Origin of the sequence: Polaromonas sp. (genome assembly GCF_049790275.1) — a bacterium.
In the GTDB taxonomy this organism is placed as follows: Bacteria; Pseudomonadota; Gammaproteobacteria; order Burkholderiales; family Burkholderiaceae_C; genus Polaromonas.
The window spans coordinates 11,892-25,392 of sequence record NZ_JBAQYR010000010.1 but is presented as its reverse complement, the minus strand read 5'-3'; the positions used below and the strand labels follow the sequence as shown (position 1 = coordinate 25,392).

Genomic DNA, 13,501 nt, shown 5'->3' with positions numbered 1-13,501 from the left:
GTGTGATGGAAACACAAGCGTGCGCCGGCGACTGTGTGGTGCTGGATACCAACATCGTGCTGGACCTGTTTGTTTTTGGTGACCTGGCGGTTCAGGCGCTCAAAAGCGCTGTGGTCGCCGGGCAGCTGCAGTGGCTGGCCACCGATGCCATGCGTGTCGAGCTGGTGCGCGTGCTGGACTATCCGCAGGTCGCCAAACGGATGGCACGCGACGGCCTCGCCGGTGCGCAAGTGCTGCTCGCCTTCGACACCCATGCTCGCACCGTGCCCGCCGGCGGCAAGGCGCCGGTCACCTGCAGCGACGCCGACGACCAGATCTTCATCGACCTGGCCGTGGCCCACAAGGCCTGGCTCCTGAGCAAGGACCAGGCCGTCCTTTCCATGAAAAAAAGGTTGTTGGCCCTTGATGTACGGGCACAACCAGCTATCAATAAAGTAGCATCCTGACGGACTGCGGCAGCACCCGCTTCACGGCCCCACCTCCACGGACCTCCCATGACAGACCTCACTTCAAACCCCGATGCCCTGTTCCCCGGCGCGCTGAGCCCCGAGGAGTTTGAAACGCTGGACAACATCCTCGACGACCTGCGCAGCCGCGAGGAAGAAACACCGCAGTGGGAATTCTGCGAAGGCTTCATGGCCGCGCTGGCCTGCACGCGGCGCGAGATCCCGCCCGATGAATACCTCGCCGTGCTGCTGGATTTCGAAGGCGCCGAAGACGAAGCTGCCGCAAAGCAGCTGTTTGCCGGCGACGGGCAGCGCGCGCAATTCATGGACTTGTGGGAACGCCGTTACAAGGACATCTGCCGCGCGCTCGATGAAGACGTGAAAAGCCTGCAGGACGAACGCGCCTTCTACCCGCAGGTCGGCGACATGCGCGGCATGCTGGCCCGGCTGCCCGAGGAAGAGCGCAAGGACATCGACATGGCCAGCGTGCCCTCGTTTGCCCAAGTCTGGGCGCTCGGCTTCATGTACGCGGTCGAGTCCTGGCCTGACGAATGGGCGCTCTCACGCCAGGAAGCCAAGGACAAGCAGGCCGTGGAGGCGCTCGACACAGCGCTGGGCGCCATCATCGAGCTGACCGACGACGACCCGGGCCCGATGGAAGTCCCCATGTTGGACGAAGACGCAGCGCCCAGTGCCAGCGAAGTGCGGCTTGAACAATTCGGTGAAGCGCTGTGGGCGGTGTACGACCTGCGCGGTTTCTGGCGCAGCTTTGGCGCGAAGGTGGCGACGGTGCACAAGGAGGCCGCGCCTGGGCGCAATGACTTATGCCCCTGCGGCAGCGGGAAGAAATACAAGAAGTGTCATGGAGCGGGGTGAGGCGCGGATCTCAAGCTTTGATGTGAGGGCGTGGCCCTAGCGCTGCTCGGGCCGCTGTCGCATCAAACGGGACTTCGCCGAAAACAGGAGCGCACGGGAATACAGCTTGTGAAAGCCAAGCAGGAGGCGAAAGGGCAAACCCAAGCCAGGTGATTGGGCGCCGCCCCTCGTGGCACGCGCTGGCACCACGGCGGACCCAAAGTACAAGCGCGTGCCTGCGGCGCTTTCACCTTGCACGGGAACGACCATCAGCCATGAACGCGTACGGCCCTGGAAGTCGCACATGAGCAACTGATCTTCACGCCGTTCCTCGACGCTCCACGCGGCAAACGAATCAAGTGCTCCTGAAGCGAGTTGACTCGCCTGCGCGTCCGTAGAAGGTTTCGAAACGAGCCATGCAAGCAGCAGCCTTTCAAGCTTGAACAAGGGCGTTGTGTAAAAAGCTTCGACGTACTCGGCATGGGAAACGTGTCGCACTACCACTGTGGTGTAGCAATCAGCGTACGCCCTCCGGCTTTGATATTTTTCGAGGAGCGCTCCGTGGGGGAGTTCACATCGGTGAATGGATGGCATGCGGTGAATGCGTGGGGTGCGAAGTCTGACGTCAAGGTCAGCGGGCCACGTAGTGGCTCCGATGGACTGAGAGGTTAGGCAGAGGCTCCAAAAAGAGCGGCAATACCAAACATAGTTCCAGTCCAGTAAAGCGACCAAAAAATAATTGTATCGAGCTCTTCATAGATTGTCGCCCCCGAAAATGAGCCTTGATGCCACCCTAAACGACCAAGAGTCCCCCAGGAAAGACAGCAAATTGAACCAATAGCATAAATGTGAGCCTCCCCAAAGCGAGGCGCGCCAGTAATCAAAATGGCGACACCAAGCGCGGACAGCACCCAGACAAGGGAGACAAACGTTTTCTTGCGAAGAAACCTCATTCGTACAAGTGTGGTTTCGCGAGTCTCTTTTTCTCTCTGAGAAAGCCGATCTGGAGGCAGCGAAGCAACACCTCGCTCAACTCGTAGGGAGCGGTCAAAATCAGATTTCTGAGCTTTCTTCAAGCAGCCTGGAATGCCGATCAAAGCAAGGCATGCATGTACAAAGGCAAAAGTGCTGTGGTTCATGCGGCGAGGAATTGCCTAACTTAATTTAAACCGCAAACCCTGCGGTATAACTTGGCGGCTGCGGTTTAACTTGGGCATCAAAATCTCCTGCAAATGGCATGGCTGTTGGGTTTTACCGCAATACGCTGCAAATTCATACAGGTATAAAAATTTGCGAAACACCGCAAACTGTCTTATTGAGCTTGCGATGCACAGAACAGGAAAATTTCTTTACGTTTTCGGCAGTTGGCCCAATGAATACGAGTGCCAGTAGCTATCCAATTTGTAGCAAACTACCTCGACCCGCGGCGCGCTCTGCGGGATACTGCCTACAGGTGTCGTGTTTCCGCGGGCTCCGTCCACCAACTGTCGTCCCGCCCATTGGCGAACTTGACGGGCGCTTGCAGGAGTTCCTCGGGTGTCGCATCGTCGAGCGTACCCACCTGGATGGAGACATAGTTCCCGCCGATCTGCTCGATGTATCCGCGGCCAAAGGGACGAACACCGCAGTGTTTGCAGAACAGATGATGCGCGCTGTGTGTTCCAAACTGGTAATCGCTCAGCTCGGACTCGCCGGAAAGCAGACGGAAATCAGCGGGCTTGATGGTGATACCCCAGTTCCTCGTTTTTGTACAGATGGAGCAATTGCACTTTCCCGTGCCAGTGCTCAAATCGATGTCTGCCTCGTAGCGTACAGCGCCGCAGTGGCAGCTACCGTGGTAAGTCTTCTTCATGCATGTGCTCCGTGATTAGAGGGACAAATTCTGGATGATGCCTGACGCAATTCAAATCGGAAATCCCTTTTGCTTTTTTAAACGTGCAGCTGGGTGGGCTGGCAATTGTTTTGGCTCTTTGCCCAATGAATACGGGCGCCAACGGCTATCTATTTTGTAGCAAATCGAAGTCGCTTACGAGGAACCCCGGCGTTTCCAGTCGGGCTGCGATGTTTCGCCGCCGCAGCTATCAAACCTCCTGCGAATAAACAATGAATCCCATGTGTTGGGCCACTTTGTCATAAAGAAGCCGGCCGGCTGAATTGGTGGTGTGTGTTTGCCAGTACACCCGTTTGATGCCCGCAGCTTTCGCGCGTTCGTACACGCCCTGGATCAACGCTCGCCCGACGCCCTGGCCGCGCGCGGAGGGGGCGGTGAACAGGTCCTGCAGGTAGCAGGTGAGCTCGATGCGGGTGGTGCTGCGGTGGTACAGGTAGTGCGTCAGCCCGAGCAACTGGCCATTGCTTTCGGCCACCAGTCCAAAGACGGGTTCGGCCGGGTCAAAAAAGCGCTGCCAGGTGGCCTGCGTGATTTCGGGGGCCAGCGCGGTTTCGTCCTTGCGGCCATAAAAAGCGTTGTAGCCGTCCCAGAGCGGGGTCCAGGCCTGGAAGTCGGTTTTTTCTATCGGACGGATGAGAAGAGGTGATGTCATTGTGGTCGGGTGGTGAGCTCAAGGTGTGAGCGGGTCTTCAAAGCATTCGCAGGGGCCGGGGTGTCGTCCTGGTAGACCCGCGAGAGCAGCTGGCTGAAGGCGTACTGGCGCGCTATGGGTGTAGCGCGGAGTATGCCTTCGTCCTGCAGGATTTTGATCAGTTTTGTCGGGGCCACGCGTTTGTCGCCCACGATCTCGACATGGCCCGCATCGACTTCCACCCGGCGCGCGCGTGCGTCGGCTTCGATCAGGGTATTGCGCTGCTCCGCCAGCGAGAAAATGTCGTCGCCTTCCGCGCAGCGCCCGCCCTCTTCGCGCCGGCAGGTGCCGCGCTCGTTGGTGTCTATCTTCAGGTAGTTGGCGACTTGCTGCGCCAGGGCGCCGGGCTCGCGGATGAAGGGTGAGGAGTAGGTGATGTCGGCCCACTTCGGGCCCGTCGCCAGGTAGCAGCTCAGCGGCACCATGCCCAGCGTGAGCGGGTAGAGCCAGGTCTTGCCGCAAGTCCTGGCAGACTCGATGCCGGCAAAGGGCCCGGAGATGGTCACCAGGCGCACATCAACAGCGCGGCCGGAGGGCACGGAGGACGGTTCTGTCATCGACCTGCGTGCGATCAGTGCGCCCTGGCTGTGGCCGATCACCGTGACTTGCGGGATGCTGGATTGCGCCGCGAGCTGGCTGACGGCATGCCTCAGTTCGTCAGCGCCTTCGGTGAGCCTGGCGCGGTCATCGTAGGTAAAGCAGGCCGACTGCTGGCCGTGAAAAGCCAGCACCTGGGCCAAGCCGCGAAACTGGCCGGAGGAGCCGAAGCAGCCGTGCACCAGGATGTGGACCGGCTGGCTGGCGTCAAGGTGCAAGGTGCGGTCCGGGTTGTCCGTGCAGGGCCCCAGGCCGGGAATATTGAGGCTGATATCGGGTGAAGACAGGCGTCCGGGCTCCAGGTCTCCGGCATGTATTCCATCGTATGAAGCGCAGCCGCCTAGCAGGCCCAGCAGGGCGAGGAGAGGGAGGGTGCGGTTCATGGAAAGTCCTGAAAAAGAAAGGCGCTTTGCTGAATCAAGGCTTGAAACGGGCGGAAGGCCGGGCGCCGCATCAAAGCGGCTTGCACGGAATGGCAAAGTCGACATGGATGTGGTTGTCATGACGCGCGCCGGGGTCGTCCCAGAAGTTGACCTTCCACCGGAGATACGAACCGTGCCGGGTGCCGAAAAGCTTGAGCTGCAGTTCGCGCACAAGAATGACCCGGTCAACGCCGTAGCCATTTTTCCTGGCGGTCTCGCTCAGCTGGAAGATGAGTTCAGCGAGCGCTTCAAAGTCGATGGTGACGGAGTGGTCGGCAGACTTTCCGTCGGCACCAAAGCGGGACTTGTAGCCAAAGCCGTTGTCGAGCCGGCTGGGAATCAGTACACGCTTGCCTTCCGCGTCTTTTGCGGGCACGAACAGGTCCACGGACGTGCCGCGCTGGTGGGTGTGGTGATTCGTGATCGGGCCTCCGTCGGCCAGCCCTGTCTCGCCGATCAGGAAGACCGAATCCGGAATGACTTCAGCGGTGGCCGCATAGGCCTGCTCCAGAATTTTCTTCACGGCCGAATGCACAAAGGTGCGGCGCGCCGCGCCGCTCCAGCCGATGACCTCGAAGTTGGGCCCCTTGGGCAGAACCTGCACCGACCCTTCGATGCGTCCCCTGTGGATCTCGCCATAACACTGGCTCTCCTGTGCTGTTGCCGATGGCGAAAAGGCGCAGGCCAGGACGGCGGCGCAGGTCGCCGCCCATGCGCCGGTGCGATGCAGGCTCCCGGCTGGGCCGCTCATGCCGACGCACCGTAAACCGGCTCGCAGCGCACCTCGGTTTTGACCGAGTTGGCGATGAAGCAGGCGTCGTGCGCCTCATGGTGCAGCCGGTCCAGTTCTCCACGCGTGGGCTGGCGTTCGCCGGAGAACTCCACATCGGGCCGCAGCGTCACGACGGTCATGGCCATCTTCCCGTCGGCATTCTTTTCCATGACACCTTCCGCCGCATCGAAGTAGCGGTCCACGCAGAACTTGCGTTTGGCCGCAATCGACAGGAACCACAACATGTGGCAGCTCGACAGCGAGGACACAAAAGCCTCTTCAGGGTCCAGCGCCGAGGCATCGGACATCGGCAGCGGCACCACGTGCGGCGAGGACGAACCCGGTACTTCCAGGCCGCCGTCAAAACGCAGCAGGTGCCGGCGGCTGTAGCGGTTGCCCGCAAAGTCGCCCTCGTTGCGCAGCCATAAAACTTCAGCGGTGTAGTGCGTCATGTTTCCTCGAAATATTGGGCCAGTGCATGCGCTGTTTCCAGCGGCAGCTCTTCAGGAATGAAATGCCCGGCCGGCAAGGCCTGGCCGCTGACAATGCCGGCGCACTGGGCCTGCCAAAGGGCCAGCGGTTCAAACAGTTTGTGCACCACACCCCGTTCGCCCCAGAGCACATGGGTGTCGCAGGCGATCTTGTCGCCGCGCGCCCGGCTTTCGCGGTCGTGCACCAGGTCGATGCCGGCGCTGGCGCGGTAGTCTTCGCAGGCGGCGTGAATGGCTTCGGGTGTGCAGAAGCAGCGCTCATACTCGATCAGCGCTTCGGGTTCGATGTAGCTCAGGCCGCGGCTGCCCCAGCCGCCCAGCTTGGCATGCAGGTAGGCCAGGGCGCAGCCGCCAATCATGGTTTCGGGCAGCGGATTGGGCTGGATCAGGTGGAACCAGTGGTAATAAGCCGTGGCAAAACGCATGTCGGTGGCGTTGTACATGTCCAGCGTGGGCGCGATGTCGATCAGGCACAGCTTGTCCACGCGGCCGGGGTGGTCCACGGCCAGGCGGTGCGCCACCCGCCCGCCGCGGTCGTGGCCGCACAGGTAGAAATTGCCGCGGCCCAGCGCATCCATCACGGCAAGCGCGTCCTGCGCCATGTTACGTTTGCTGTAGTTGCTGTGGTCGGGCAGGCCTGCCGCCTTGGACGAGTCGCCGTAACCGCGGAGGTCGGGCAGCACCAGGAAGAAGCGCGCCAGCAGGGCCTGCGCCACGCGGTGCCACATCACATGGCATTGCGGAAAGCCGTGCAGCAGGAGCAGGGTCGGGCCCGCGGCGTTGCCGCCGTAGCGCGCAAAAATGGAGGTGCCGTTGACTTCGAAGTCGCGTGCTTCAAAGCCTTCAAACCAGGTGTCGGGCAAGGTCGAGGCCATCCTCAGTGCCCTTTCTGTTGCCGGCCGGCCAGGTATTTCTGCAGGTTGGCCGCGGCGGTGGCGCACACCTTGCTGCGCAGGAAGGGCGTCCAGCCCAGCAGCAGGCCCGGCGTGCCCAGCGCCTGGCGCGACCAGGCCCAGAAGTCAAAGCGGTCACGGTGGGTGGCTATCAGGCCCTGCGGGGTGAAGCTGAAACGCCCATCGATGATGTTGTGCACCATGCGGCCAGTGGCGCTGAAGCGGTAATCGGCCTCCCAGTGCGCCTGGCCGCTGTCCGTGTCGGCGTGGATGCCGCTGTATTGCAGTTTCCACACATCGTGGCCTTTGGCCTTGGTGGCATCGCACAGCATGTGCCACATGCCGGTGACCTGCTCATGCCCGCGCAGCGAAAACACCTCGTCGTCGAAAGACGCATCGGCGGCATAACACTGGGCCATGGTGTCCGAATCCAGGCGCGCAAAGGCGCTGTAGAACTTCTCCAGGGTTTGCTCATTGGAGTGCATAAACACTTTCGAAAAAGGAAGGTCTGGGCCGGGGAAATCGTACACCGTCTGCCTGCACACGGAAACCTTCCTGGTGTCACGCAGGTTTCGAAGCCCCGGCCGGCACCGGGGCCAAAGCGGGGAGGCACTGCGCAGGGGCCGGTCATTCTCTAGACTGCGGGCTTGCGCATTGACAAAACGCCAATCTGACCCATCTAGCCATTCATGATCCCATTTTCCGTACTGGACCTCTCCCCCATCGTGGAGGGCGGCGATGCCGCGCAATCCCTGCGCAATACGCTGGACCTGGCGCAACACGCCGAACGCTGGGGTTACCAGCGCTACTGGCTGGCCGAGCACCACGGCATGGCCGGCATTGCCAGTGCCGCCACGGCGGTTGTCATGGCGCATGTGGCCGGCGGCACTTCACGCATCCGCGTCGGTGCGGGAGGCATCATGCTGCCCAACCATTCGCCGCTGGTGATTGCCGAGCAGTTCGGCACGCTCGAGTCGCTGTTTCCCGGCCGAATCGACCTGGGGCTGGGCCGGGCGCCAGGCTCGGACCAGGCGACCGCGCGTGCGCTGCGGCGCGACCTGAACGCCAACCCTGACGAGTTCCCGCAGGATGTGGTGGAGCTGATGAATTACTTCGAGCCGGTGTCCGAAGGCCAGCGTGTGCGCGCCGTGCCTGGCGCCGGGCTGAAGGTGCCGGTGTGGATTCTCGGTTCCAGCCTGTTCGGCGCGCAGCTGGCGGCCCAGCTCGGCCTGCCCTTCGCTTTTGCCTCGCACTTCGCGCCGGCGCAGATGATGCAGGCCATGGAGGTGTACCGCAGCCGCTTCCGTCCTTCGGAACAGCTGGCGCGCCCGTACGTGATGCTGGGCTTCAACGTGTTTGCGGCCGACAGCGACGAGCAGGCGCAACTGCTGTCGTCTTCCATGCAACAGGCTTTTGTCAATTTGCGCAGCGGCCGCCCCTCGCGCCTGCAGCCGCCTGTGGCCGGGTACGAGGAGCGGCTGACCCCGCCCGAGCGCGCCATCCTGGAACAGACACTGTCGTGCTCGGCCATAGGCGCGCCGGGCACGGTGCGTCGTGCGCTGGAAGCTTTTGTGGCCCGCACCGGCGCCGATGAACTGATGATCACCTCGCAAATCTTCGACCACAAGGCGCGCCTGCGCTCCTACGAGATCACGGCGGGCCTGCAGGGCTGAGGTTGCTCGGGGAGAGCGAGAGAACCGGAAGCCTCCCAATTCAAGCAGGGGCCGCGGATCTGGCTCTGCCAGTCCGCAGGCGTAGCGGCCCCCTCGGGGGGCAGGGAGTTACACGCAGTGAACGACCGTGGGGGCTATTTGATGGAGAGCAGCTCAATCTCGAACTGCAACGTGGCATTCGGCGGAATCACACCGCCCGCGCCGCGCGAGCCATAAGCAATCACCGCCGGGCAGGTCAGCTTGGCCTTGCCGCCCACCTTCATCTTCTGCACGCCTTCGGTCCAGCAGGCGATCACGCGGTTCAGCGGAAACTCCGTCGGCTCGTTGCGGGAGTAAGAGCTGTCGAACTCGCGGCCATCAGGAAAGCTACCGCGGTAATGCACCTTGACGGTATCGGTGGCCGCCGGGCTGGCGCCGCTGCCGTCCTTCAATGAGCGGTAAACCAGCCCACTGGCGGTGACAGACGCACCGGCCTCCTTCGCGGCCGCAGCTGCAGCCGCATCGGCTTGCGCCCAGGCGGCAGGCAACACGCAGAGGGACAAAACGCTGGCATAAAGAATGGATCGCACAAAAACTCCTTGGGTGATGTTCGGAAAAGCCGATTGACCTGATGCAGCCATGTTAGCGCGGCGCAGAGGCATGACACAGAGTAAGCGACCGTGAGGCCTCTTCAATCCAGCAGGGGCCGCGGATGGGGCTTAGCCAGTCCGCAGGCGCAGCGGCCCCCGAGGGGCTGGAGCCTGCGGCTCCAAATCTGCCTGCGCAGGTTTGGACAGGCGACAGAAGCGAAGCCTCTGGCGAGCGGCGGCCTGCAAGGCCTCGGGAGCTACGCGTAGCGAGCGACCGTGGGGGCCACACTCACCGCGGCGCATTGCGAAAAACCTCCCTGTTGTCATTCCACCAGGGGTCATCCACGCCCGCCAGCAGCTTGTCGAAAGCAAAGGCCTTCTGGCTGATGACCAGCCGCGCTGCGCAGCGCCGCAGCGCATGGTAGGACTCGTCGCTGGCATCCAGGGCCGGGCACCGGGCCTGGAGCTTCTGGTAATAGTAGGGTGGCCAGATGCCGGTGGCATTGACCTCCGGTCCCGACAGCCAATAGACGTTGTTGCCGCGTGTTGCCATCCAGCGCTGGTAGACCGGTGGGGGCAGGCCCTGCTTGAGCAGGTAGTGGCGCAACTGGTCCGCATGCATGTCATAGGGCGGGGGTGCGTCCTTGGGACCGGTGCTGGCGACGGGCGTGGGGGCGGGTTTCTGCAGGCCGATACGTCCGCTGGGCAACAGGCGCCAGGCACCCGACAGCCAGACAGTGGCGCAGACGCCGGCGCAGTCGGTGGTGGCCACCATGTGCGGATACAGCGTGGCCAGCGTGTCGGCCAGCTGCAGGGCTTCCGCGCTGTCACCGCCTGTGATGGCCAGCTCCACGCGGCCCAGCGCATGCCAGGCGTCGGCGGGCCTGCTTCGCATCAGTGTTATCAGCCGGGCCGTATCACCAGGCAGCAGTTCGCCGCTGATCGTCAGGCCGCGCGCCACGCCGGCCAGCGGGCCGTCCGGGAAGGGATTGTTGTAGCTGAACTCCAGCGCGTGGGCGCAGGGCGCGCACAGCAGGAGGAGCATCCACACGCGGCTCGCCGTACCGGGGCGGTGCCAAAGCGTCTGGAGCCAGCGAGGTATCAGCATTCAATCCTTGTCAAACCCGTCAGCCGCGCTGGGGGGTGCTTCTGGCCAAAAAACAAAACGACTTTACACGTCCCGCCCCGGCGGCGCTGCAGGGCAAGGCCTACTTTACAAAGCCTCGAAAAATGCTTCGCCATGAAACCCTGGCCACCGTCGGCCTGGTGTTGATCTGCGGCAAGCCGGCCCGGCGCCTCTGTGTCATTCTGTCGCCATGAACACAGTCGCCGCATCTGCTCCGGGTTTTCTTTCTGCCGCCACACGTTTTCTTTTCTTCACCGGCAAGGGCGGGGTGGGCAAGACCTCCTTGTCGGCGGCGGCGGCCATTGCACTGGCCGATGCGGGCCGGCGCGTGCTGCTGGTCAGCACCGATGCCGCTTCCAATCTCGACGAGATGCTGGGCGTGCCGCTGCGCAACCAGCCGGTGGACGTGCCCGGCGTGCCGGGTCTTGCCGTGCTCAACATCGACCCCGACGCTGCCGCCGAAGCTTACCGCCTGCGCGTGCTGGCGCAGCTCGGTGCCAATGCCGGCGAGGACGAACGTGCCACCGTGCGCGAGCAGCTGTCCGGCGCCTGCACCACCGAGATTGCCGCGTTCGACGAATTTGCCGCCTTGCTGGCCCAGGAGGGCGGCGGCTGGGACCACGTCATCTTCGACACCGCGCCCACCGGCCACACCTTGCGTCTGCTCAGTCTGCCCAAGGCCTGGAGCGGTTTCCTGGCCGGCAACGACCGCGGTGCCTCTTGCCTGGGTCCGCACTCGGGCCTGAAGATGCAGGAAACGCGCTTCAACGCCGCCCTGGCTGCGCTCAGCAATGCCGCCATCACCACCGTGGTGTTGGTGACGAGGCCTGACCCGCGCCCCATGCAGGAGGCCGCGCGCACCGCCGATGAGCTGCACGCCCTTGGGCTGTCCAACCAGCGCCTGGTGGTCAACGGCGTGTTTCGCGCCAGCCGGCCCGATGACGTGACGGCCCAGGCCCTCGAAACCCTGGGTCGCGACGCCATGGCCCACATGCCGCAGGCACTGGCGCGTCTGCCGCGCGACGAGGTGCCGCTGCGCGCCTTTGACACCGTGGGTCTGCCGGCGCTACGTGCGTTGCTGGGGGGCGGGCCGATGCCGACAGCCATGCCCGATGCCGCAACGGGCCTTGCCCCCTTGCCGGCCGAGCCGCTCTCCCGTCTGGCCGACGAGCTGGCCGCCATGGGCCACGGCCTGATCATGGTGATGGGCAAGGGCGGCGTCGGCAAAACCACCATTGCTGCCGCACTGGCCGTGGGCCTGGTGCAGCGCGGCCACAGCGTGCACCTGACCACCACCGACCCGGCCGCCCATGTGGCCGAAACGCTGAACGGCAGCCTGCCCAACTTGAAGGTCGGCCGCATCGACCCCAAAGCCGAGACCCAAGCCTACATAGACAAAATCATGGCCACACGCGGCAAGGCGCTCGACGAACAGGGCCAGGCGCTGCTGCTGGAAGACCTGCAGTCGCCCTGCACCGAAGAGGTGGCGGTGTTTCATGCTTTCAGCCGCGTCGTCAACGAGGCGCGCAGCGCCTTTGTGGTGCTGGACACCGCGCCCACCGGCCACTCGCTGCTGCTGATGGATGCCACCGGTGCCTACCACCGGCAGATGATGCAGCAGTACGAGGGCAGCACCAACGCCGCGCACATCATCACGCCGCTCATGCGCCTGCAGGACGCGTCCATGACCCACGTCATTTTGGTGACCCTGCCCGAGGTCACGCCGGTGAGTCAGGCTGCGGCGCTGCAGGACGATTTGCGCCGCGCAAAAATCGAGCCCTGGGCCTGGGTCATCAACAAAAGTGTGGCTGCTACCGGCACCACCGACCCGCTGCTGCAGGCCCGCTTGGCCGGAGAGCACCGCCAGACCACGCGTATTGCCGGCGGCCTGGCGCGCCGCACTTTTGTGCTGCCCTGGCTGGCTGAGCCGCCCGTCGGCGTACAAGCGCTGGGCGTGCTGGCCGCGCCCTCTGCATCAACGGCTGCTACACCGCGCTTGTGAGCTTCAGGCCCAGAATGCCCGCCACGATCAGGCTCACACAAGCCAGCCGCGCTGCCGTTGCCGGCTCGGCAAACAGCACGATGCCCAGGATGACAGTGCCCACGGCGCCGATACCTGTCCACACGGCATAAGCCGTGCCGACAGGAAGTGTGCGCATGGCCACGCCCAGCAGAACAATGCTGAGGGTCATGGCTGCCAGAGTAGCGGCGCTGGGCCAGAAGCGCGTAAAACCCTCGGTGTATTTCAGGCCGATGGCCCAGGCTACTTCAAACAGGCCGGCAATGAACAGCAGAACCCAAGGCATGACAACTCCTGTAGGTGCAGGCGCCCAGCGAGGCCTGCATTGACTCAGATGCTATGTAAATAATAGCTATTGGCGCCCGACTGGAAGAGGCGAAAGCCTGATTTGATCTGAAGTTCCGGGCTGCTGCCCACGTGGCGCAGCAACCACCCACGGTGCGCAGGGGTTTGGTGCGCGCCGTGTTATTCCATCAGGATCCTGGGGCGCGACAGTGGCAACGCCCCCACTTCCTTGACGATGCCCTGCGTATCGAACACCACCTGGAATTCTTCGGACTGGTTCAGCCAGTAGCGCCAGATCGGCGTGTCGAGGTTGGGCGTTTCGTCGCTGATGGGGTAACCGACGGACATCAGCACCTGCTCGCGGGTCATGCCGTTGAACAGCCGTCCGGTCTTGATGGCTTCGCGGGTGCGGGGATCGAAAGTGCTGATCCGGGTTTGAGGGTTGATGGCCACCACATAGCGCTTTGCAAAGGCGTCCAGCGGCAGGTTGCGGCTGTAGTCATTGCCCAGGGTCTGCGACGAACCGTCAATTTCCGCCATGACGCGGTGGCGCCCGTACCCTGTGACCTTGGCTGGTGTGCCGGGTGGCAGCATGCGCTTGCCCTTCTCGGCGTAGTTGATGTCGGTGATCCATTTGCCATCGGTGCGCAGGTTGCAGCAGAGAAAGCCTTCAGGCATGGCTTGAGCGAACAGCGCGCCTGGTGCGGCGGCCAGCAAGAGGGTGGACAGGACAAGGCGAACAGACATGGTTTTCTCCCGGTTTTGTGTTT

Annotated in this window: 17 protein-coding genes; 4 read left to right on the top strand and 13 right to left on the bottom strand. The window is 63.2% G+C overall.

All coding sequences use genetic code 11. The annotated features are described in order from the left end of the window. The first annotated feature begins 5 nt into the window (after positions 1-5). Complete coding sequence (locus WA904_RS01410; protein ID WP_425195338.1) at positions 6-446, top strand: putative toxin-antitoxin system toxin component, PIN family; 441 nt, start codon at positions 6-8, stop codon at positions 444-446. Between the two features lie 48 nt (positions 447-494). Beyond that, a complete protein-coding gene (locus WA904_RS01405; RefSeq protein ID WP_425195337.1) occupies positions 495-1,322 on the top strand; it encodes a UPF0149 family protein in 828 nt (275 codons plus the stop codon). A gap of 36 nt (positions 1,323-1,358) precedes the next feature. Here WA904_RS01405 and WA904_RS01400 read toward each other — a convergent pair whose 3' ends face one another. The 9 genes from WA904_RS01400 to WA904_RS01360 all read right to left on the bottom strand — a co-directional run bounded on the left by WA904_RS01400 (position 1,359) and on the right by WA904_RS01360 (position 7,543). After that, a complete protein-coding gene (locus WA904_RS01400; protein WP_425195336.1) occupies positions 1,359-1,748 on the bottom strand; it encodes a hypothetical protein in 390 nt (129 codons plus the stop codon). Between the two features lie 221 nt (positions 1,749-1,969). After that, on the bottom strand, positions 1,970-2,440 hold the full coding sequence (locus WA904_RS01395) for a hypothetical protein (RefSeq protein ID WP_425195335.1): 471 nt from the start codon (positions 2,438-2,440) through the stop codon (positions 1,970-1,972). A 308-nt stretch (positions 2,441-2,748) separates the two neighbouring features. Continuing rightward, on the bottom strand, positions 2,749-3,153 hold the full coding sequence (locus tag WA904_RS01390; protein ID WP_425195334.1) for a GFA family protein: 405 nt from the start codon (positions 3,151-3,153) through the stop codon (positions 2,749-2,751). Positions 3,154-3,382: 229 nt separating this feature from the next. Further along, on the bottom strand, positions 3,383-3,844 hold the full coding sequence (locus tag WA904_RS01385; RefSeq protein WP_425195333.1) for an N-acetyltransferase family protein: 462 nt from the start codon (positions 3,842-3,844) through the stop codon (positions 3,383-3,385). After that, positions 3,841-4,863 carry an esterase/lipase family protein gene (locus tag WA904_RS01380; RefSeq protein WP_425195332.1) on the bottom strand — a complete coding sequence of 341 codons (1,023 nt, stop codon included), beginning with the start codon at positions 4,861-4,863 and terminating at the stop codon, positions 3,841-3,843. The genes WA904_RS01385 and WA904_RS01380 overlap by 4 nt, the downstream gene beginning before the upstream one ends. 70 nt (positions 4,864-4,933) lie before the next feature. Next, on the bottom strand, positions 4,934-5,653 hold the full coding sequence (locus tag WA904_RS01375; RefSeq protein WP_425195331.1) for a penicillin-insensitive murein endopeptidase: 720 nt from the start codon (positions 5,651-5,653) through the stop codon (positions 4,934-4,936). Next, positions 5,650-6,126: an OsmC family protein gene (locus WA904_RS01370; protein WP_425195330.1), complete on the bottom strand. Its 477-nt coding sequence runs from the start codon at positions 6,124-6,126 to the stop codon at positions 5,650-5,652. The genes WA904_RS01375 and WA904_RS01370 overlap by 4 nt, the downstream gene beginning before the upstream one ends. After that, positions 6,123-7,040 (bottom strand): alpha/beta fold hydrolase, encoded by a 918-nt coding sequence (locus WA904_RS01365; protein WP_425195329.1) that lies wholly within the window; start codon positions 7,038-7,040, stop codon positions 6,123-6,125. Before WA904_RS01365 ends, WA904_RS01370 begins: the two co-directional genes overlap by 4 nt. 2 nt (positions 7,041-7,042) lie before the next feature. Further along, complete coding sequence (locus tag WA904_RS01360; RefSeq protein ID WP_425195328.1) at positions 7,043-7,543, bottom strand: nuclear transport factor 2 family protein; 501 nt, start codon at positions 7,541-7,543, stop codon at positions 7,043-7,045. Positions 7,544-7,747: 204 nt separating this feature from the next. On the opposite strand from WA904_RS01360, the gene WA904_RS01355 reads away from it, so the two are divergent. Then, positions 7,748-8,731 carry an LLM class flavin-dependent oxidoreductase gene (locus WA904_RS01355; protein ID WP_425195327.1) on the top strand — a complete coding sequence of 328 codons (984 nt, stop codon included), beginning with the start codon at positions 7,748-7,750 and terminating at the stop codon, positions 8,729-8,731. 134 nt (positions 8,732-8,865) lie between these two features. Here the strand turns inward: WA904_RS01355 and WA904_RS01350 are convergent, their stop codons facing one another. Together WA904_RS01350 and WA904_RS01345 are read right to left on the bottom strand one after the other, a co-directional pair. Beyond that, a complete protein-coding gene (locus WA904_RS01350) occupies positions 8,866-9,300 on the bottom strand; it encodes an FKBP-type peptidyl-prolyl cis-trans isomerase (RefSeq protein WP_425195326.1) in 435 nt (144 codons plus the stop codon). Positions 9,301-9,589: 289 nt separating this feature from the next. Then, on the bottom strand, positions 9,590-10,408 hold the full coding sequence (locus WA904_RS01345) for a hypothetical protein (protein ID WP_425195325.1): 819 nt from the start codon (positions 10,406-10,408) through the stop codon (positions 9,590-9,592). Positions 10,409-10,616: 208 nt separating this feature from the next. On the opposite strand from WA904_RS01345, the gene arsA reads away from it, so the two are divergent. Continuing rightward, a complete protein-coding gene (arsA, locus tag WA904_RS01340; protein ID WP_425195324.1) occupies positions 10,617-12,428 on the top strand; it encodes an arsenical pump-driving ATPase in 1,812 nt (603 codons plus the stop codon). Here the strand turns inward: arsA and sugE are convergent. Beyond that, positions 12,412-12,732: a quaternary ammonium compound efflux SMR transporter SugE gene (gene sugE, locus WA904_RS01335; protein ID WP_425195323.1), complete on the bottom strand. Its 321-nt coding sequence runs from the start codon at positions 12,730-12,732 to the stop codon at positions 12,412-12,414. The two genes, arsA and sugE, sit on opposite strands and share 17 nt — an antisense overlap. A 179-nt stretch (positions 12,733-12,911) precedes the next feature. After that, on the bottom strand, positions 12,912-13,478 hold the full coding sequence (locus WA904_RS01330; RefSeq protein ID WP_425195322.1) for a hypothetical protein: 567 nt from the start codon (positions 13,476-13,478) through the stop codon (positions 12,912-12,914). Between the last annotated feature and the right edge of the window lie 23 nt (positions 13,479-13,501).

Coding starts and splice junctions, on each gene's coding strand:
- WA904_RS01390 (WP_425195334.1), bottom strand. CDS start 3,153: ATGAAGAAGACTTACCACGGTAGCTGCCACTGCGGCGCTGTACGCTAC.
- WA904_RS01405 (WP_425195337.1), top strand. CDS start 495: ATGACAGACCTCACTTCAAACCCCGATGCCCTGTTCCCCGGCGCGCTG.
- WA904_RS01380 (WP_425195332.1), bottom strand. CDS start 4,863: ATGAACCGCACCCTCCCTCTCCTCGCCCTGCTGGGCCTGCTAGGCGGC.
- WA904_RS01330 (WP_425195322.1), bottom strand. CDS start 13,478: ATGTCTGTTCGCCTTGTCCTGTCCACCCTCTTGCTGGCCGCCGCACCA.
- WA904_RS01385 (WP_425195333.1), bottom strand. CDS start 3,844: ATGACATCACCTCTTCTCATCCGTCCGATAGAAAAAACCGACTTCCAG.
- WA904_RS01410 (WP_425195338.1), top strand. CDS start 6: ATGGAAACACAAGCGTGCGCCGGCGACTGTGTGGTGCTGGATACCAAC.
- WA904_RS01360 (WP_425195328.1), bottom strand. CDS start 7,543: ATGCACTCCAATGAGCAAACCCTGGAGAAGTTCTACAGCGCCTTTGCG.
- sugE (WP_425195323.1), bottom strand. CDS start 12,732: ATGCCTTGGGTTCTGCTGTTCATTGCCGGCCTGTTTGAAGTAGCCTGG.
- WA904_RS01395 (WP_425195335.1), bottom strand. CDS start 2,440: ATGAACCACAGCACTTTTGCCTTTGTACATGCATGCCTTGCTTTGATC.
- WA904_RS01355 (WP_425195327.1), top strand. CDS start 7,748: ATGATCCCATTTTCCGTACTGGACCTCTCCCCCATCGTGGAGGGCGGC.
- WA904_RS01365 (WP_425195329.1), bottom strand. CDS start 7,040: ATGGCCTCGACCTTGCCCGACACCTGGTTTGAAGGCTTTGAAGCACGC.
- arsA (WP_425195324.1), top strand. CDS start 10,617: ATGAACACAGTCGCCGCATCTGCTCCGGGTTTTCTTTCTGCCGCCACA.
- WA904_RS01370 (WP_425195330.1), bottom strand. CDS start 6,126: ATGACGCACTACACCGCTGAAGTTTTATGGCTGCGCAACGAGGGCGAC.
- WA904_RS01375 (WP_425195331.1), bottom strand. CDS start 5,653: ATGAGCGGCCCAGCCGGGAGCCTGCATCGCACCGGCGCATGGGCGGCG.
- WA904_RS01345 (WP_425195325.1), bottom strand. CDS start 10,408: ATGCTGATACCTCGCTGGCTCCAGACGCTTTGGCACCGCCCCGGTACG.